Annotated in this window: 14 protein-coding genes; 11 read left to right on the top strand and 3 right to left on the bottom strand. The window is 65.7% G+C overall.

What is annotated here, in order from left to right:
- Positions 1-12: 12 nt before the first annotated feature.
- The 3 genes from ACK5NO_RS09910 to ACK5NO_RS09920 are packed head-to-tail and all read left to right on the top strand — an operon-like array spanning position 13 to position 5,798.
- On the top strand, positions 13-3,135 hold the full coding sequence (locus ACK5NO_RS09910; RefSeq protein ID WP_416812511.1) for a CDP-glycerol glycerophosphotransferase family protein: 3,123 nt from the start codon (positions 13-15) through the stop codon (positions 3,133-3,135).
- 3 nt (positions 3,136-3,138) lie between these two features.
- Positions 3,139-4,596 (top strand): MBOAT family O-acyltransferase, encoded by a 1,458-nt coding sequence (locus ACK5NO_RS09915; protein ID WP_416812512.1) that lies wholly within the window; start codon positions 3,139-3,141, stop codon positions 4,594-4,596.
- Positions 4,596-5,798: a DHHW family protein gene (locus ACK5NO_RS09920; RefSeq protein WP_416812513.1), complete on the top strand. Its 1,203-nt coding sequence runs from the start codon at positions 4,596-4,598 to the stop codon at positions 5,796-5,798. Before ACK5NO_RS09915 ends, ACK5NO_RS09920 begins: the two co-directional genes overlap by 1 nt.
- 4 nt (positions 5,799-5,802) lie before the next feature.
- Here the strand turns inward: ACK5NO_RS09920 and ACK5NO_RS09925 are convergent, their stop codons facing one another.
- Positions 5,803-6,450, bottom strand: coding sequence for a sulfotransferase family 2 domain-containing protein (locus tag ACK5NO_RS09925; RefSeq protein ID WP_416812514.1), 648 nt, complete (start codon positions 6,448-6,450; stop codon positions 5,803-5,805).
- 166 nt (positions 6,451-6,616) lie between these two features.
- Between ACK5NO_RS09925 and ACK5NO_RS09930 the strand changes: the two genes are divergently transcribed.
- The 8 genes from ACK5NO_RS09930 to ACK5NO_RS09965 all read left to right on the top strand — a co-directional run bounded on the left by ACK5NO_RS09930 (position 6,617) and on the right by ACK5NO_RS09965 (position 15,168).
- Entirely contained in the window at positions 6,617-7,822 is a 1,206-nt protein-coding gene (locus ACK5NO_RS09930; protein ID WP_416812515.1) for an ROK family transcriptional regulator, read from the top strand.
- 69 nt (positions 7,823-7,891) lie between these two features.
- Positions 7,892-9,229: an extracellular solute-binding protein gene (locus ACK5NO_RS09935; RefSeq protein WP_416812516.1), complete on the top strand. Its 1,338-nt coding sequence runs from the start codon at positions 7,892-7,894 to the stop codon at positions 9,227-9,229.
- A 149-nt stretch (positions 9,230-9,378) separates the two neighbouring features.
- Positions 9,379-10,326, top strand: coding sequence for a carbohydrate ABC transporter permease (locus ACK5NO_RS09940; RefSeq protein ID WP_416812517.1), 948 nt, complete (start codon positions 9,379-9,381; stop codon positions 10,324-10,326).
- Complete coding sequence (locus ACK5NO_RS09945; protein ID WP_416812518.1) at positions 10,326-11,171, top strand: carbohydrate ABC transporter permease; 846 nt, start codon at positions 10,326-10,328, stop codon at positions 11,169-11,171. Before ACK5NO_RS09940 ends, ACK5NO_RS09945 begins: the two co-directional genes overlap by 1 nt.
- Positions 11,168-12,607: a glycoside hydrolase family 3 protein gene (locus ACK5NO_RS09950; RefSeq protein ID WP_416812519.1), complete on the top strand. Its 1,440-nt coding sequence runs from the start codon at positions 11,168-11,170 to the stop codon at positions 12,605-12,607. Before ACK5NO_RS09945 ends, ACK5NO_RS09950 begins: the two co-directional genes overlap by 4 nt.
- The gene (locus ACK5NO_RS09955; protein ID WP_416812520.1) at positions 12,604-13,509 is read left to right on the top strand and encodes an ROK family protein; all 906 of its coding nucleotides are present in this window, start codon (positions 12,604-12,606) and stop codon (positions 13,507-13,509) included. The genes ACK5NO_RS09950 and ACK5NO_RS09955 overlap by 4 nt, the downstream gene beginning before the upstream one ends.
- Positions 13,502-14,284: a glucosamine-6-phosphate deaminase gene (locus tag ACK5NO_RS09960; protein WP_416812521.1), complete on the top strand. Its 783-nt coding sequence runs from the start codon at positions 13,502-13,504 to the stop codon at positions 14,282-14,284. Before ACK5NO_RS09955 ends, ACK5NO_RS09960 begins: the two co-directional genes overlap by 8 nt.
- A gap of 8 nt (positions 14,285-14,292) precedes the next feature.
- Complete coding sequence (locus ACK5NO_RS09965) at positions 14,293-15,168, top strand: N-acetylglucosamine-6-phosphate deacetylase (protein WP_416812522.1); 876 nt, start codon at positions 14,293-14,295, stop codon at positions 15,166-15,168.
- Between the two features lie 74 nt (positions 15,169-15,242).
- Here the strand turns inward: ACK5NO_RS09965 and ACK5NO_RS09970 are convergent, their stop codons facing one another.
- Positions 15,243-17,729 carry a CDP-glycerol glycerophosphotransferase family protein gene (locus ACK5NO_RS09970; RefSeq protein WP_416812523.1) on the bottom strand — a complete coding sequence of 829 codons (2,487 nt, stop codon included), beginning with the start codon at positions 17,727-17,729 and terminating at the stop codon, positions 15,243-15,245.
- Between the two features lie 223 nt (positions 17,730-17,952).
- Entirely contained in the window at positions 17,953-18,810 is an 858-nt protein-coding gene (gene purU / locus ACK5NO_RS09975) for a formyltetrahydrofolate deformylase (RefSeq protein ID WP_416812524.1), read from the bottom strand.
- Between the last annotated feature and the right edge of the window lie 33 nt (positions 18,811-18,843).

Consider the following 18,843-nt stretch of genomic DNA (forward strand, 5'->3'; position numbering starts at 1 on the left):
ACCGTCATTCGCTTGGAGATTGCCTTTTTTGGGGCCGACGGCCAGGGCCGTCTCGTGTGGCGCGCGCTCGCGCTCGGGGAGACTCGTCCGGCAACCCTGTCGGCAACCCGACTGGGGGTGATCACCGAGGACCTCGGAGACTGGGCCAGCGCACTGACGGCGACGTGGACACTGTGGTGGGAAACCTCGCCAGGCGACTACGTTCGCGTTCGCTTTGACGAGGAGTCCGTGCTGGAGGGAATCACGCCCGTTCAGGCCGGTCAGGAACGCGCATTTCTGGACCCGACCGGTCCAGAGTCGTTTACCCTCAAGACTGGCGCATCGGCTGTGGCACCCGTCAGAGTCGCAACCCGACGATTGACGTACGGCAACCGGGTTCACTGGACTGGCCGGCTTCGGATTCCTCACCGTGGCGCCACCCAACTCCGGGGCATCGTGGTGGAGCGGACCAGCGGCGTGGAGCATCCGTTGACGATCGACGTGCGCAGGCATGGATCGTCCTCCGGGCCCGTCGTGACCGCGGACGTGGACTTCTCGCTGGCGTGGGGTGACATCACCCCCGCACACATCTCTGACTGGCTCGACCCGTACCTCGTGGTGTCCCAGGAGGGGCTCGACGACATCAGGGTCGGGATTCCTCGCCCTCGCTTTATGAGGCGGCTCGTGAACCGGGTGCGGTCGGCGCAGGTCAGCGCCGGAGACACCGTGCGGTACATCGGCCCCTTCTACACGTTCAAGGGCCGCCGCCTTGCGGCACATGTGTCCAGCGTGCCGGCCGACACGGCGCGAGCCATCCGCGAGACGAAGCGGGGCCTGGCGCTGAGGCGCTGGATCGCGCGGCGCACGCGCAGGCCGCTGTGGGTCATTGGAGAGACTGGCTACAAGGCCCAGGACACTGGGCTGCACTTCTTCCGTTACTTGATGGACCACCATCCTCACATTGACGCGCGGTTTGTGATCGACGCTGACTCGCCCGACTTGGCCGAGGCCGAGGCGGTAGGCCCGGTGCTTCTCCACGGTTCGCCCGAACACGCGCGAGCGGTGCTTCTTGCCGACAGGATCATCGGCTCGCACCACCCCGAGTACCTATTCCCCGTACGCACCAACGACTTCAAGCGAGCGGTGCGGGCGCCACGGGTCTTCCTGCAGCACGGTGTGATGGGGACCAAGTGGATGGCTGGCCTCTATGGCTTCGGTCGGGGCGGCTTCGAGACCGACATGTTCCTCGTGAGCTCTCCGAGCGAGAAGCGCATGATCGAACGCGACTTTGGATACCCGCCAGACCGCGTCGTGGTGACGGGGTTGTCGCGCTTTGACGCCCTGCTCGCTCCGTCGACGCCAGAACGTCAGATCCTCATCATCCCCACCTGGCGGGATTGGATCACCGACCAAGCCTCGTTCCACTCGAGCGAGTTTCTTGAGAACTGGCTCGCATTCGTTCGCTCACCAGCGGTGCGCGACCTCGTGTCGTCGGGCAACTGGCGTATCCGGTTCATCCTTCATCCCAACTTCCGCCACTTTGCTGGTGTTCTCGAGGACGCGGGCGTCGAAGTCATCCGGCAGGGCGACTGGTCGGTCCAGGCTCTCATGCGCCAGAGTGCAGTGCTCGTGACTGACTATTCGAGTGTGGGCTTCGACTTTGCGCTGTTGCGAAGGCCTGTCATCTATTTCCAGTTCGATCGGTCACGGTTCCTTGGACCCCAAGGGTCCCACCTCGACCTCGATGCGGTGTTGCCGGGGTCCGTGGCGTTCACGGCAAAGGAAGCTGCACTACAGCTGACATCCGTGGTCGAGGGCGGTTGCGGGGTTGACGACGCGACGTTCGAGCGGGCAACCGCGTTCTTCCCGGCCATGAACCGTGAATCGTGCGCGAGGGTTTATTCCGCCGTCCAAGCCACGCGCCCTACCCGGTCACGGGCATGGAAGTCGCGCGTGGCAACGGTGGGCAGTGCGGCGTTCCGCAAGTTTCGCAGGAGTCGCTTCTACTTCCCTGTGGCGAAGGCACTGTTCCGACTTTGGCGCCGCCTACCGCTCAGGAGCAACTGGGTGGTGGTCGAGAGCGGCCTGGGCCAGCGCTTGGGCGACTCGCCCTTGGCCATCGCCGATGCCCTCAAGGAGATGCGGCCCGATCTACGCGTGATCTGGTCCGCTACTGACGCTGTGATCCGGCAGCACGGCTTGGTCGATGCGGTGCCGCGGCTCTCGCTGCGCTACTTCTATGCGCTCGCCCGTGCCCAATACTGGGTCAATAACCAGAGCTTCCCGCATTATGTTCGCCGGCGCGGCTCGCAGACCTTCGTGCAGACGTGGCATGGCACTCCTCTCAAGCGCATGGCGCTTGATCTCGACGAGGTTCACGGGCGTGATGACGGCTACCTCACGCGTGCGACCACGGGCGCTCGGCAGTGGAGCGTGCTGACATCACCCAACGCCTACACCACGGCGATCATGCGCTCGGCCTTTGGGTTTGAGGGCAAGGCGCTCGAACTCGGGTATCCGCGCAATGACGTTCTCCATGGCCAACGGCGTGATGCCGCCGCAGAACGCGCGCGCAGCGTGGTGGGCATCGAGCCGGGCCAGCGTGTGGTGCTGTTCGCGCCCACCTTTCGTGACCGAAGCCTGTCGGGCGCGCCCGAGGAAGCCCCGACCGCAGCACTCGGGCTTACCGCGTGGCTCAATGAGTTCGACGATGACACCACGTTGCTGTTGAGGCGTCACGTCCTCGACAAGTCGGCTGCGCAGATCCCAGAACACACTGGTTCACGGGTCATTGACGTCACCTCCTACCCAGACATGCAGGACCTGCTGGCGCTCGCCGATGTGCTCGTGACCGACTACTCCTCCGTGTACTTCGATTACCTCAACACGCGGCGCCCCATCGTCTTCTTCGCTCCCGACCTGGCCGATTACAGGGATGTGCTGCGAGGGTTCTATCTGGACTACGCCACAGACCTGCCAGGCCCCGTAGCAGAAGAACCAGCCCGGGCGCGTGCGCTCATTCGGGAAGCACTGGGCGCCGGTCGCTTTGAGGGGTACGACCTGGACAGATTCGCCGCGATGTACTGTCCGCACGACGACGGCCATGCCGCGCAGCGAATAGTCACCGAGGTGTTCGGCGCCGGACGACAGGACTAGCCCATGGTCTTTACGAGCACAGTCTTCGTCTTCGTCTTCATGCCGCTGGCGATGGCGGCCTTCTTCGCGGTGCCGCCACGGTGGCGCGCGTGGCCCCTGCTGTTGGCGAGCGCGGTGTTCTATGCCTGGGGTGAGCCCGTGCTCGTGCTCCTGATTCTGGGCACTGGAGTTGCCACCTACTACTTTGGCAAACTCCTCCTGCGTACTCCAGCACGGCATCGGCGCACGGTGCTGGTCGTCGCGATTGTGGTCACCTGTATTCCACTGGCCGTTTTCAAGTACGCCGTCTTCATTGCCACGAGCCTGGGGTTCTCGAGTTGGGCCGCCTCAGTGGAGTTCCCGCTCCCCATCGGTGTGTCGTTCTACACGTTCATGGCGATCGGGTACCTCGTGGACATCTACCGGCGGCGCGACGACGGCGCGCCCCGGTTGCTCGACTTCTCGGGCTTTCTCGCGATGTACCCGCACCTGGTGGCCGGCCCCATCGTGCGGTGGAGCCACATCGGGCCGCAACTCGCAGCACCCAAGTTCAACCCCGGGATGTTCGGATATGGAGCATTCAGGGTAGCGACCGGGCTGGTCAAGAAGGCGGTTGTGGCGGACTCGATTGCCCCCCTTGCCGACGACCTGTGGGCCTCGGGTGAGCCGAGTTCCGTGGGGTCGGCATGGATCGCCGTGCTGCTGTATTCGGCTCAGATCTACCTCGACTTCAGCGCCTATTCGGACATCGCCATCGGGTTGGCAGCGATGATGGGGATTCACTTTCACGAGAACTTCCGCTATCCCTACGTGGCGCGATCGGCTCGCGAGTTCTGGCAGCGTTGGCATATCTCACTCGGCTCGTGGTTCCGTGATTACGTCTACATTCCGATGGGAGGTTCGAGGGCCCGCCCGGTGGTCGTGTGGCGCAACCTCCTTGTGGTGTGGGGCCTGACCGGACTGTGGCATGGCGCGGCGTGGACCTTCGTGCTCTGGGGACTGTACTTTGGCGTGCTGATTGGCTTGGAGAGGTATGTCCTCGGCCGCTATCTTGAGCGGTCTCCTCGTGTCGTTCAGCACGGGTATGGCGTGCTGGTAGCGGTGTGTGGATGGGTTCTCTTCCGTGCCGTTGACGTGAGCCAGGCAGCGTCGTACTACCGGACCATGTTTGGCCTCGCGGACGTGTCTTGGTGGGACCCGACGGCCACGCTCGCCGTTCAACGCGGATGGGTGCTCTTTGCGATCGCTGTAGCGCTCGCGGCGGGGGTAGCGCGACCGCTGATGGACCGTATCCGTGCGCAAACGATGCCGCCGGACACGTTCGATCAGGGCGGCGAGTTTGACGCGACCGGAACGCCGCCAGTAGCGATCACACTGCGCACGTCGACATTCATGGTCGTGACCACCGTGGTCTGCTTGTTCGTCGCGACGGCTTTCCTGGTCGCGGTCTCTTACTCGCCCTTCATCTACTTTAGGTTCTGATGACCCATCACCCTCGTCGCCAACGCCCCGACCGCTTGCGGGCGCTCCCGGGCTATTTTCTGCTGGGATTTGCCACAGTGGGCGGTACGTGGGCGCTGTGGAACCACGACCAGGCGTTCTCTGCCCTTGATTACCGCTACCTCGCGGAGTTCGAGTACCCCTCGTGGTCCACGATGGTGTCCAAGGAATGGATGAACGGCTTTGACACGTACGTCGATGAACGAGTGCCCGCGCGCGAAAAACTCCTGGAGGCTCACGCGGCCATCACCACGGACGTGCTGCGCGATCCAGTGTTGAATGGCGTCTACGTGGGCGACGCTGATGGGCGCCTGTTGCAGAAGCCGATGAACCAGCCTTACCGCGAGGAGCTACCGAGTGAGGCCGCGACGCTTGCGCAGACGGTCCGAGCGGCAGGAGCCGAGATGCTCTGGGTCTATGTTCCGCGTAGGGAAGAGGTCTATGCAGACTTGCTCCCCGAGGCCTGGGACAACCAATATCCGGAGCGGCGTTACTCCGTGGTCGAGGCGTTCGAGTCCACTGGCGAGCAGACTTTGGACCTGACCGCGGCGCTTGCAGCTGACGATGTCCGCGACCGCTACTTCTTCGCCACAGATCACCACTGGACGGTGGATGGTGCCGTCACGGCCGCGGAAGCGATCGTGCAGGCGCTCGACGACTCGGGCGTCGTGACAGGCACGGATGAGCGTGAGTATGTGCGCGAGCGATCGCCCCTCGCCTTCGTCGGGACGCTCGGGCGCGAGGTGACACTGGGTGCCACCGACGCTGAGCCATTCGAGTACTTGGTGCCGGCGGACGGCTGGCGGTCACGCATCTGCGATGGTGACGATTGCAGCCAAGTGCCGATCGTCGCCGAGTACCTGGAGGACCCTGACCCCTACGCCAACCGCTATAACGCGTGGATTGGCGGGGACGATGGCCTGGTGCACCTCCACAACGACGATACGGCCGCTGAGGGGACCGTGGTGCTCATCAAGGACTCGTATGGCAACGCGCTCGCGCCCTATCTCGCTGAACGTGTGACAGACCTCTACGTGATCGATGAGCGTCACTACGGTGGTGCGGCCCTCGGCGACTTCTTCGCCCAGATCGGGCCCGATGCGGTGGTCACCATGCACAACCAGGTATCACTGTTGTCTCGCAACTTTGAGTCGTCTGTCTGGACCGACGGCGCGCAGCCGTGACGCGTCAGCGTGACGGCTGCGGCTTGGCGTATCCCAGGCGGCGGTAGTCCTGCGCGTAGAACTTGGCGACCAATCGCTTGGCCTTGTCGGTCACGTTGACGTCGCTTGAGCGCACGCCAGTGACGGCCGCCGCCGAGTATTTGCGAGGCAGGGTGACGGGGACGTCGAGGCCCGTGTCGCGGGCGATCCGGGCCATCCCTGCCTCGAGGCCGTCTTCAAAGCGCATCATGGTCGCTTGAGGCAGGATGAAGTCCACCTGAGGTCGAATGTGGTTGTCGTGGAGCCAAGGGTCGGCCTTGGCCTTGCGGAACGTCGAGCTGAGCCACTCCTCGAAGGCGCGGCCGGAAGTGTCGACGGAGTCGCGCTTGCGATGGCGCCACAAGTATTCGGAGACCATGCGGGGCAGGGGCTCGCGCACAAAACCAAAGACCGCATCGAAGCGGTCAATCGCAAAGGTCGCGGCCAGGTCAGCGGCATCGACGTGCTGCGGTGAACAACGGCGCAGTTGGTTGAGGGAGCCCTCGTCAAAGTTGCCATCGAGATAGTTCACTCGCCACCCCGCTGAGCGGAACGCGGCCTCGATTGAGCTCCCGCCAGTCTTGGGGACGTGGACGAACAGCAGTGCCGTGCCGTCCTTGCGCATGATGGGCATAGGGCAGTCCTCTCACTCCCCCAGGTCCGCTCCCATTCTACGTTCAGCGCGTGGTGGGGGAGTCTGCGAGCGATCCCGAGCGCGATGATCACGGATCGATAACTATCCAATTCGAAACGATACGAGGCCTTGCGCGATGTTGGTTAGTAACCTTTACTAACTAACTATGACGACTGATGAGGCGCGTCGAGCGACCGCACCGAACCGGGCCCCGGTGTCCGGCAAGGTGCGCACGGGCCGGCCCCGTGCACACGCTGCCGCAGTGCGCCCCGACTCTCGGGTGCGTCCCGAGCACGCCCGTCGTCACAACCGCGCACTCGTCCTGCAGGCCCTGTACCGGGGCGAGGGCATGAGCCGCGCAGACATCGCTCGCGAGGTGGGTCTCACCCGCGTCACGATCTCGGACTTGGTCGCGGACCTCATCAGCGAGAACCTCGTGATCGAGCTAGGCATCCGCCCTGACTCGCGTCCCGGCAAGCCCGCCACCCTCCTGGACATCAACCGATCCGGCTTCTCGATCGTCGGCCTCGACCTTTCCCACGACGCCGCCTTCCGCGGTGTAGTCGCCAACCTCGATGGGGCTGTGCTGGTCCGCGGTGAAGTGGCCGTCGGAAATGTGTCGGGCCAGGCCGCACTCGACGCCGTCTGCACTCTTCTCGACGACCTGCTCGCCCGCACCACCACCCCGGTGATCGGCATCGGAATCGGCACCCCTGGCCTTGTCGATCTCGATGGCACCGTCGTGAGCGCGCCCAACCTGGACTGGCACGACCTTCCCCTGCAGCGCGTGATCGCTGAGCGCTACGACCTCCCCGTGCAGGTCGCCAACGACGCGAACATGGCAGCCGTCGGTGAGCGTTCGTTCGGCGGCGCTCGCGCCGACATGATGCTGATTCGCGTGGGTCGCGGTGTGGGTTCCGGCATCGTCGTGGGAGGCCAGGTCGTCTACGGCTCGGGCTTCGCCGCAGGCGAGATCGGTCACGTGATCGTCGGCACCGACGGCGGCGAGCTGTGCGCCTGCGGCAAGGAAGGCTGCCTGGAAACGTGGCTCGCCTCGCCCCGCATCGAAGCGCGACTCGCTGCAGCGCCGGACGCCGAAGCCCGCGAAGCGGTGTTGCGCGAGGCGGGGGAGCGGCTGGGTATCTCGCTCGGCCCCGTCGTCGGCGCGCTCAATCTTGGCGAGGTCGTCCTCGCCGGTCCACAAAATGTGCTCGGAGGGGCCCTCCTTGAGGGAACAGCCGAGACGCTCCGCAACCGCACGATGGCCGAGCTACACGGCGATCTGACGCTGCGGATGACCACGCTCGGGCGCGACATCGTCGTGCTCGGAGCCGTGGTCATGGTCCTCACGGGCCAGCTGGGGGTCTCCTGACTCTCCGCACCACAACGACGTGGCCCCTGGGTCACGGACGGCACACACACAACAGAAAGAAGTAGCTCAATGAAGAAGATGACAAGCGGAGCCGTGGCATTCGCCGCCGCTTCCGCCATCGTCCTCGCGGGATGCTCGTCCGACCCCGCAGACGACCCCACGACCGACCCCACCAACACGGACACCGAGACCCCCGTTGAGGTGGCCGAGGCGGACCTCACCATGTGGTGGATGGGTCAGGAGGACGACAACACCGCACAGCTGCGTGAGTTCCTTGAGGCGGAGTACACCGAGGTCAACGGTGGCGACCTCACCATTGAGTACGTGGGCTGGGGCGACGCTATTGCCGCTCTGACGACCGCTCTGCCGGACGCCGCCAACACCCCCGACCTCACCGAGGTGGGCAACACCCAGGCCGCGACGTTCACCACGGTGGGCGCGTTCCTCGACATCACGGACATGTACGAGGAGCTCGGTGGCGACAAGCTGCTGCCCGGTTTCGTTGAGGCCGGTTCGGTCGGCGAGAACGTCTTCGCCGTTCCTTACTACTTTGGCTCGCGCTTTGGCTGGTACCGCAAGGACATCTACGAGGCCGGTGGCCAGTCGGTTCCCACCACCCTCGCTGAGGTGACCGAGGTCCACGCTGCCCTCAAGGAGCAGGACCTGGGCGGCTTCTACATCGGTGGTCAGGACTGGCGCAACGGCGTGTCCTGGATCTTCGCCAACGGTGGAGAGCTCGCCACCTACGACGGTTCGACCTGGACGTCGGCGCTGTCGTCGGCCGAGTCGATCGCCGGAATGGAGCAGTGGCAGGAGCTGTTCACCACCGCTGGTGTTGCGCAGACCACCGACACTGACGAGGTCTACAACGCGGTGAACGATGACATGCTGAGCGGCCTGCCCGCCGCTGCACAGATGGCCCCGAACTGGGCCGGCTGCTGCATCGGTGTGCCGACCGGTGAAGAGGACGCAGACGGCAACGCCATCCTCGCGTGGGATGACGCCGTCAACGGCTTCTACGCGCTGCCTGGTGTCGACGGTGGCATCGCCCCCGTGTTCGCTGGTGGCTCGAACATCGCCATCTCGGCTGCGACCCCCAACGTTGAGCAGTCCAAGCAGCTCCTGCGCATCATCTTCTCGGATGAGTACCAGACGCTGCTGGCCGAGCTCGGCTTCGGTCCCGCCAACTCCGACTTCGGTGACATCTACGCCGGACTCGCCCCGCAGAACGAGGTCGCCCTCGCGACCGCTCAGGCCGCGAAGCTGACCCCCGCCGCTCCCGGCTGGGCCGCGATCGAGGCTGACCAGACCCTGGAGCAGTACTTCCAGGCTGTGGCCGAGGGTGGCGACGTGACCACGCTCGCCGCTGAGTACGACGAGAAGATCAACGCCAAGATCAACGGCTAAGTCCTCTCTTTGGCCGGTCCGGCCGCCCGCCCCGGAGGGCGGCCGGACCCGCTATCTCTTCCAGGCTGGCGCACGGCGCCGCCGCAGGGCATGGGCGCGCCAAGTCGCGCCGCCCGCCTCACCCCTCCCTTATCTTCCGAGGTATCGCCATGACCATTCATGCGCCAGAGCGCTCGACGCTCGACGCGACCGCACCAAAGCGGTCGAGCGGCCGCAAGATCAAGCTGCTCCCGTATCTCCTTGTCCTTCCCGCGGTCGTCGCCCTGCTTGTGGGCATGGGCTACCCGCTCGTGTGGCAGATCTACAACTCCTTCCGCGAATACGGACTCCTGCAGCAGTTCGGTGCGGAGCCCACCTTCGTGTGGTTCGACAACTACCTCACCCTGCTGACCGACGGCTTCTTCTGGACCGTGTTGGTCAGGTCGCTGGTGTTCATGGTCGTCACCGCAGGCATGACCGTCCTGCTCGGCATCGGCATGGCACTGCTGATGAAGGCAGTCAACAACACCGCCCGTGTGTGCCTTCAGGTCGCGATGTTGCTCGCGTGGGCCATGCCCATCGTTGCTCAGATGACGGTGTGGAACTGGCTGATTGAAGACCGCAACGGCGTGTTCAACTACCTGCTGTCGAAGCTGCCGGGTGTGGACTACATCGGTCACAACTGGCTCGAGAGCCCGCTCAGCTTCTTCGCGATCGCCTCGACGATCATCGTGTGGGCCTCCGTGCCGTTCGTCGCGCTGTCGGTGTACGCCGGACTGACCCAGGTCTCGAACGAGGTCAAGGAAGCGGCGGCACTGGACGGTGCCAGCGGCTTCCAGATGCTGCGCCGCATCACGCTGCCCATCATTCGGCCCATCCTGACCATCCTGATTCTGCTGCAGATGATCTGGGACCTTCGCGTGTTCGCGCAGATCGAACTTCTGCAGGGCTTCGGCTCGGCTGGCGACCAGTACGACCTCCTCGGCACGTACATCTACGGCCTGGGTATCGGTCAGAGCCAGTTCGGTATGGCTGCCGCCGCTGCCATGTTGGTCATGTTCGTCACGATCGCGCTGAGCGCGTACTACGTGCGTGAGCTCCTCAAGGAGGACTCCTGATGAAGACTCGTTCCACCGGCCGCATCATTTGGAGCGGCTTCGCGATCCTCCTGGCACTCATTTGGGTGTTCCCGGTCTACTGGATGGTCAACTCGTCCTTCCTCAACACGAGCACGATCAACGCGCTCGAGCCCACGTTCCAGCCCTTCGGGCACGGCACCTTGAGCAACTACACCGCGGTGCTGACCGGCAACAACGGCTTTGGCTCGTCGCTCAAGATGTCGCTCATGGTCACCGGACTGTCGCTGACCGTGTGCATCGTGTTCGCCTTCCTTGCGGCGCTCGCCATCTCGCGCTTCAAGTTCCGCGGACGCAAGTCGTTCGTCCTGGCGATCATCCTGATCCAGATGCTGCCCGCTGAGGCCATGTTCATTGCCCAGTACAAGATGGTCGCTGGCATGAACCTGCTCAACTCGGTGTTGGGTGCGTCCATCATCTACATCGCGACGGTGATTCCGTTCACGGCCTGGATGCTGCGCGGCTTTGTCGCCGGTGTCCCTGCCGACCTCGAAGAGGCCGCCATGGTTGACGGCTGCACCCGCTTCCAGGCCTTCCTCAAGGTGACGTTCCCGTTGCTTGCCCCCGGTCTGGTGGCCTCGGGTGTGTACGCCTTCATCCAGGTGTGGAACGAATTCGCGTTGGCGTCTGTGTTGCTGACCTCTGACGACTCCGAGACGCTGCCGCTGTGGCTGCGTGACTTCTCGCAGCCGTCCGCGTTCGGTCCGGTCGCGTGGGGTCAGGTCATGGCCGGCTCCGTGCTCGTGGCCATCCCTGTCGTCGTGTTCTTCCTCATCGTGCAGGGCCGCATGACGCAGGGCCTCGTGGGTGGAGCAGTTAAGGGATGAGTGTGCTGGCCACGCTCATGCCGGGTTTCGATGGCACTGAGCTTCCTGAGTGGGTTGAGCAGCGTCTTCGCGACGGCATGGGCGGGGTCTGCCTCTTCGTCAGCAACGTGGAGTCCGTGGAGCAGCTCAGAAGGCTCACGGATCAGATCCGCGAAGCGAACCCGCAAGCGATTATCTCGATCGATGAAGAGGGAGGTGACGTCTCGCGGCTGTATCAGCGCGAGGGGTCGCCGTTCCCCGGCAACGCCGTCCTGGGGCGATTGGATGACCCCGAGGTCACCCGCGCAGTGGGCGAACAGGTGGGTCGCGAGCTCGCTCTTGCCGGCATCAACGTGACTCTCGCACCCTCGGTCGACATCAACTGCAATCCGCGCAACCCCATCATCGGAGTGCGCTCCTTTGGGGCCCACGCCGATCTGGTGAGCAAGCACGGCGTCGCCTGGACGGAGGGGGTGCAGAGCCAGGCAGTCGCTGCCAACGCGAAGCACTTCCCCGGTCACGGCGACACCATTCACGACTCGCATCACGTCGAGGCACTCGTGAACGCCGATCTCGCGACCTTGCGCGAGCGTGAGCTTGCGCCCTTCGCCGCCGCGATTGACGCCGGGGTCCTCACCATCATGACGTCGCACTCGTTGGTGCCCGTGCTCGACCCCGACAACGTGGCGACGTTCTCGCGCCCCATCCTGGTAGACCTGCTGCGCGAGCAGATGGGCTTCGACGGCGTGGTCATCACTGACGCTCTGAACATGGCGGGCGCATCGGGTGCAATCGGGATCCCGGCGGCAGCAGTGAAGTCGTTGGTCGGGGGCTGCGACCTCTTGTGCATCGGTCCTTCGGTGACGGAAGACGAACTCGACGAGATCGTCCAGGCCATCGACGATGCGCTTGAGGCCGGGGAGCTGGACCAGGCTCGTGTTGCCGACGCCGCACGGCGCAACAGCCAACTGGCCGCCCAGCTGGCACAGCTGGCGGCACACGTGACGCCCGACGAGCGCCCGCTGGGGACTGTCCAAGGGCTCGAGACAGTGGCCCTGCGCGAGACCTTCGCCGTGAGCGCCGATGCGCGGGCCAGGTTGAGCGCACGCGCCGCCTCTGGCGCACCCGTCCATTGGATCAAGTTTGAGTCCACACCGAACATCGCCGTGGGCGAGGGGGCGTGGGGACCATTTGCGGCAGGCAGTGAGGCGCAGACGGTGGTGAGGCAAGGAGACGTCCTCGATGTCTCGGCCTTGCCTAGCGATGCTCTGATCGTCGCCGTCGGTAAAGACAACCACCGCCACGAGTGGATTCGCGAGGCCATTGACGCGATCAGGCCTTGGAGCCCCGTGGTGGTCGACATGGGCTGGCCCGAGCCGGCGGAGCCGTACGTGGACATCGCCACGTATGGCGCGTCGCGCGCCGTCGGCACTGCACTAAAGGAGCTCGTCGAATGAGCGGCGTACGCATCGGAGTCGACGTTGGCGGTACCAAGATCGACGCAGTCGTGCTGGATGGCTCTGGCGCCGTCTTGGCCCGTCACCGCCTCGCGGTGGGCAAGGGCGAGCACGGTGTCGTGGCGACCACGGTCGAGGCCGTCGAATCCGCCTGCGCTGACGCGGGGATCTCGGTAGGCGACGCAGCGAGCATCGGTATCGGCATCCCAGGATCGGTGTCATCGGGTGTGGTGCGGCACGCGTTCAACCTAGGCGTCACCGAACTGGACCTCGCGGGCGCGCTGGGGACCCGGTGGTCCGTGCCGGTGTATGTCGAGAACGACGTCAACGCCGCAGCGCTTGGCGCGTGGCACCTGCTGGGCGGCGGGCACGCGTCTGCGGCCTACCTCAACCTGGGCACCGGTCTTGCGGCCGGCATCGTCTTGGACGGCAGAGTATGGCGCGGCGCGGGTGGCGTGGCGGGCGAGATCGGGTACATCTCGGTCGACCCCCACGGTCCGATCGGCCCGGACGGCTTGCCCGGCGGGCTGGAAACCTACGCCTCCGGTTCCGGGCTTGCGCTTCAGTGGGGCCGCGATGGCGAGACCGGTGAGACGGTCATGGACCGCGCGCGCGCAGGCGACCCCGAAGCAGCGGTGCTGCGCGACAACTTGATGTTCGGCCTCGCGAGCGCCGTGCGTGTGCTCGTGCTGAGCTTGGACCCCGACCACATCTTCCTCGGCGGCGGGTTGACCGCCCTTGGTGAGGAACTGACCGGCGGCGCCCGGGCCGTCATCGACGAGTGGGAGGCGGCGTCGCCGTTCCTCGCCTCCCTCCGCATGAACGAGCGTATGAGCATCGTCCCTGCGGACCAACCTGTCGCCGCCATGGGTGCGGCCATGCTGGAGGCCAACCATGGCTGAAGTTCTCGTTCTTGACTCGAAGGAGGCGGGCGCAGCGCTCGTCGCCGACCACATCGCGCGCCTGGTGCGCGAGCGTCCTACCGCGACGCTCGGTGTCGCTACGGGCTCGACCCCGCTGCCGGTCTACCAGGCGCTCGGTGAGCACGCCGCGTCCGGTACGGACTTCACCGGCGCATCGGCCTTTGCCCTGGACGAGTACGTGGGCCTGCCTGAAGGGCACCCGGAGTCCTACCGCGCTGTGGTCGACACCGAGGTGACGCGCAGGCTCGGACTCGACCCGCAGCGCGTGCACGTGCCTGACGGCTCGGTCGAGGGCATCGAGACCGCTGGCGCACGGTACGAGCAGGCGCTCACGCAGCACGGCGGCGTGGACATCCAGCTCTTGGGAATCGGCTCGACCGGCCACCTGGGCTTCAACGAGCCGGGCTCGAGCTTTGCCTCGCTGACCCGCGTCAAGACGCTGACCGAGCAGACCCGTCGTGACAACGCCCGGTTCTTCGACTCGCTGGATGACGTGCCCATGCACTGCGTGACGCAGGGGCTCGGCACCATTCTGAGGGCGCGTCACCTGGTGCTGCTCGCCTTCGGAGAGGGCAAGGCAGAGGCGATTGCGGCCGCCGTCGAGGGCCCCGTGTCGGCCTCGATGCCCGGATCGGCGATTCAGCTGCACCCGCGTGTGACGGTCGTCCTCGACCCCGCCGCGGCGGCAGGCCTCGCTCACCGTGACTACTACCAGTGGGCGCAGGACCACAAGCCCGCTTGGCAGGGAATCTAGGGGCTGTCATGGCAATCCTGACGGACATCCACTGCCACGGAGGCGGCGGACACGCCTTTGGCGACACCGTCGAAGGGACGCTCGCTGCCCTCGCGGCCCACCGTGCCACAGGGACCCAGGAGATCGTCGCCTCGCTGGTGTCCCTGCCCCTGGACCAGATGCGTGCCCAGGTGGGGGTGCTGCGCGAGGTGATGAGTCTCGATCCCTCGTTGATCGGTATCCACCTCGAAGGGCCGTTCCTTGCCCCCGCGCGCAAGGGTGCTCACGATCCTGCGGCGCTCGCTGTGCCCACGGCTGACATGGTCGAGCAGACCTTGGAGATCACCGACGGCACGCTGAGGCAAATCACGATCGCTCCTGAGCTCCCTGGAGCCCTGGAGGCAATTGAGGCCTATGCGAAGGCTGGCGTCACGGTCGCCGTGGGCCACACGGAGGCCGACGCCGCGCTCGCGCGTGAGGCCTTCGACGCCGGCGCGCGGCTCATCACGCACGCGTTCAACGCGATGCGGGGCATCGTGGCGCGAGAGGTCGGTCCCGCAGGGGCGGCCCTCGCTGATGACCGCGTCTTCATCGAAGTGGTGGCCGACGGCATCCACGTCGATCCTCAGCTCATCGCCGCCCTGTTTAGGGCAACGCCCGGCCGGGTGGTGCTCGTGACCGATGCGATGGCTGCTGCCGCCTCGGGCGACGGTGACTACCGCCTGGGCTCGCTCGATGTCGAGGTGCGTGGCGGCAAGGCCGTTCTCGCCGGTACCGACACGATCGCTGGCTCGACGCTCACCCTCACCCGCGCCATCGAGGTATGTGTGGGCGCTGGTGTCGACCAGGCGGATGCGCGTGCAGCGGCCACCACCGTGGCGCGAGCGGCGCTCGGGCTTGACTGATCTTTGACGACCCTGCGACGGGTGCAGGCGGCGATTCGCGTCGGGTGACGCCGCCTGCACCCTGGGTCGCCGTTCTAGGCGGCGCCGATCGCTGAGTAGAACTGCTCGATCGCGGCGCGGTTGTAGCTCACTGGATCAAACGGCTCGGTGGGGACCTTGCCTTCGAGGAAGGCGCGCATCCCGTCGGCGAGGTCATCGACGCTGCGTTCGACCACGAGTCCTGTGCGTTCGGGCAGCGCACTATCGACGGAGCCAAAACGCGTCGAGATGATGGGCAGGCCCAGGGTGCGCGCCTCGAGGATGACCATCGGTTGGCCCTCGTAATCCGACGACAGCACAAAGCAGTCGGCGCGGTCGAGGTAAACGAACGGATTGGATGTGTGTCCAAGGAACAACACCCGGTCCGCGATGCCGCTGTCCTGCGCGACTTCCTGAAGATGCGGCACCAGCGCGCCGTTTCCCAGCAGCGCGAGCCGCACGTCCGCGCGCTCGTGCGCCACCTGTGCGAAGGCGCGGATGAGCCGCTCGTGGTTCTTCTCGGGGCTCACACGGCCGACGGTCGCGAAGGTGGTCATGCCGTCGTGGGTCGCGAGCATCGCTCGACGAGCGGCCGCGTGCTCGGCGTCGGCGGGGGATTCCGCCATGGACAGCGCCTCACGCTCGGCCTCCACCTGACTGCGCAGCGACATCACGCGCTCGAAGTCGATGGTGTTGACCGATGCGGTGAACGCCTCCGCAGGCGCGTACCGCGCGAGCCGTTCACGGTTGATGTCCCGCAGCGCGGGGGACACCGAGACGAGATGGTCGTACAGCGGATACAACTCAAAGGTCTGGCCTAGCGAGTCCCAGTGCGGCATGTGGCCGTCGACCATGCGCTCGCGATCGGCCACGAGATCGTTGTGCAGCCAGATCGAGTGGGACTTTGCGTTCCCGCACAGCATGAGCGCTGCCGTCAGGGGCGAGTAGCCCGAGAAGTCCACGATGTGGTCGAACTGGGCCGTGCCAAAAGTGCGCCGCCACTCGGTGCCAAAGGTGGTGCGAATGGACTCGAGGGTGTGGGTGGACTCCGGGGGTAGCGCGCGCCCAGCGCGCTTGCGTCGTGGCTGCCAGCCGTCCTCGGCGATGTTCAAGCCGATCTCGATAGGACGGGCGCGGGGGTCCGCCTTGGCGAGCTCGGCCCAGCGTGCCGCGTTGGTCGGGGCTCGATACGTCAGACTCACGTCGAAGCGGTCGTAGTCGAGCCCGCTGAGGAGGTTCATTGCTGAGGTGGTGATGCCATTGGACAGCAGCCCGCCCACGTGGATCAGCAGCCGGGGGCGCTGGTCGGCCGCAATACAGGGGACCTGGTGAGACGTGGGGTCAGCGTCTCGGAACACCACGTCTGCGACGCGGGCGGACGCGGCGCCATCGTCGTGGGCGGCGTAGAGATCGGCTGCCTGGTCCACGCGCTGAGACCACTCGAGCGCGACTGGGTCGGCGGTGGCCGCAGCGACGAGTGCCGCCGCGAGTTCGTCGAGCGTGGTGGTGCGCGGCCCAGGAAGGTCCTCCGGGTCCAGGTACGTGCCACGTGAGGCCGTGTAGTCGGCCTGATCGGGCATGTGGAACACGATCGGGCGGCGCAACGACAAGTAGTCGAAGAACAAGCTGGAGAAGTCGGTGACGAGTAGGTCCGTCGCGGCCAGCACACCGTTCGTACTGACCTCCGTGCCCACGAGCCGTCCTCGGAGCGATGGGATGTGACGAGCAGGCCCAGCGACGGCCTGGTGAAGCTTGACCATCACGAAGTATCCGTCGCCAAGTCGCTCTTGCAGCTGCGCGACGAGCGTGGCCCAGTCGTCTGCATCGTCCACGGGCCGCTGGAAGGTCTCGCCCTTCCAGGTGGGGGCGATCAGTACCGTCCGCGCGCCAGCCGGGGCCGTGACGCCTCGCTCGCTCAACCACTGACGTGCGGCTGCAGGGTCGTGAGCCAGTCGCGTTTGGATGTCTGCTCGCGGGTAGCCCGTTTCGAGGATGGCGCCACCGTAGATGCCATCCAGGCGGTAGGCGCCACGGAACATCGTGTCAGCGGTAAAGCGGTTGGGGGCGATGAGGTAGTCCGCTTGGAGGAAGGCTCGCAGGGTGTTGGAGGCGCCTCGCACTCCCTCAGGCTGGTCGAAACCCATGCGCTTGAGGGGCGTGCCGTGCCACGTGTTCACCGACACCTGACCCTCGCGCTTGACGAACCACCGGGGCCAGGTCGAGTTGTTCACGACGTAGCGCGAGCGGCTCAGCTCCCGGGTGTACTCGTCGGACCGGTAGGTGATGAAGCGCACGCGTGGGTGGAGCGCGAACTCGGCGACGGTGCGGGGAGCGACGTCTTTGTCTCTCAGCACCCACACGTGGTGGAGATGTGCGAGGTCAGGAGCGTCGACAACCTCGCGGAAGATCGCCTCAGGGGAGCACAAGACGCCCGCGCCGTAGTAGCTCTCGTAGAGAACCTGGTCGACAAGTGGCGCCTGTCGGGCCTTGACGCGCGCGTCGGCCGCCCGTTGCGCGCGAATGCGGGACGGGTTCACGCCCACACGGCGCAGGATGCGCCCTCCGGTGCGGCGGACTGCAGAGCGCCATGAGACCGGGGCAGCTGAAGGAGGGGTAGGACCGGGCAACGGTGAGGGTTCGGGTGTCATGTGGACCATTTCTTGGCGCGGATTGTCACGCACGCGTGCATGGGACCGTGCCGGTGCCGTGCGAGTACGGGGGTCCGGCCAGGCTACTGGCCCCACCTCAGAAATGTCTGAGAAGCCCTTAGCTAAAGACGATGGTGCGGTGTCCGTCGAGCAGCACGCGGTGCTCCGCGTGCCAGCCGACTGCCCGCGCCAGCGCCCGCCGTTCGACGTCGGCACCGATCGCGGTGAGCGTCTCGGGTGTGGCCGTGTGGTCCACACGGTCAACGTCCTGCTCGATGATGGGCCCCTCGTCGAGGTCGGCCGTCACATAGTGAGCGGTCGCGCCAATGAGCTTGACGCCGCGGTCGTGGGCCTGGAAGTAGGGCCGGGCGCCCTTGAAGCTGGGCAGGAATGAGTGGTGAATGTTGATGGCCTTGCCGTGCAAAGCCCTCGACAGTTCGGGAGACAGAATCTGCATGTAGCGCGCGAGCACCACCAGTTCGACATCCAATTCGTCGACCAGGTCAAGCAGACGGCGCTCGGCTTGCGGCTTGGTGTCGGTGGTGACGGGCACGTGGTGGAACGGCTTGCCGTAGAAGGTGGCGAGCTTCTCGAGCGTGGGGTGGTTGCCCACGACCGCCGCAATGTCGATGGGCAGGGTGCCCGCACGCTCGCGGAACAACAGGTCGTTGACGCAGTGGGCTGCCTTCGACACCATCACGATGGTGCGCATACGGCGGCCAGCCTCGTCGAGGCTCCACGTCATCTCGAAACGAGCGGCCAGGCCAGCGACTGCGGTCGACAAGGACTCCTGGTCGCCGCGACTGGTGAACTGCACGCGCATGAAGAACAGCCCCGTGTCGGGGTCGCCGAACTGCTGACTCTCGGTGATATTCCCGTCGTGCTCGGCAAGCAGCCCGGAGACGGCATGGACAATGCCGGGGCGGTCGGGGCAAGACAGGCTCAGGATCCAAGCCGACGAGTTCTCTGGCGACATGGGTCGAATCTTAGTCGGCGGGCCACGCCGCCA

This window comes from Demequina sp., assembly GCF_047975725.1.
In the GTDB taxonomy this organism is placed as follows: Bacteria; Actinomycetota; Actinomycetes; order Actinomycetales; family Demequinaceae; genus Demequina.

Coding starts and splice junctions, on each gene's coding strand:
- ACK5NO_RS09915 (WP_416812512.1), top strand. CDS start 3,139: ATGGTCTTTACGAGCACAGTCTTCGTCTTCGTCTTCATGCCGCTGGCG.
- ACK5NO_RS09920 (WP_416812513.1), top strand. CDS start 4,596: ATGACCCATCACCCTCGTCGCCAACGCCCCGACCGCTTGCGGGCGCTC.
- ACK5NO_RS09925 (WP_416812514.1), bottom strand. CDS start 6,450: ATGCCCATCATGCGCAAGGACGGCACGGCACTGCTGTTCGTCCACGTC.
- ACK5NO_RS09930 (WP_416812515.1), top strand. CDS start 6,617: ATGACGACTGATGAGGCGCGTCGAGCGACCGCACCGAACCGGGCCCCG.
- ACK5NO_RS09935 (WP_416812516.1), top strand. CDS start 7,892: ATGAAGAAGATGACAAGCGGAGCCGTGGCATTCGCCGCCGCTTCCGCC.
- ACK5NO_RS09940 (WP_416812517.1), top strand. CDS start 9,379: ATGACCATTCATGCGCCAGAGCGCTCGACGCTCGACGCGACCGCACCA.
- ACK5NO_RS09945 (WP_416812518.1), top strand. CDS start 10,326: ATGAAGACTCGTTCCACCGGCCGCATCATTTGGAGCGGCTTCGCGATC.
- ACK5NO_RS09950 (WP_416812519.1), top strand. CDS start 11,168: ATGAGTGTGCTGGCCACGCTCATGCCGGGTTTCGATGGCACTGAGCTT.
- ACK5NO_RS09955 (WP_416812520.1), top strand. CDS start 12,604: ATGAGCGGCGTACGCATCGGAGTCGACGTTGGCGGTACCAAGATCGAC.
- ACK5NO_RS09960 (WP_416812521.1), top strand. CDS start 13,502: ATGGCTGAAGTTCTCGTTCTTGACTCGAAGGAGGCGGGCGCAGCGCTC.
- ACK5NO_RS09965 (WP_416812522.1), top strand. CDS start 14,293: ATGGCAATCCTGACGGACATCCACTGCCACGGAGGCGGCGGACACGCC.
- purU (WP_416812524.1), bottom strand. CDS start 18,810: ATGTCGCCAGAGAACTCGTCGGCTTGGATCCTGAGCCTGTCTTGCCCC.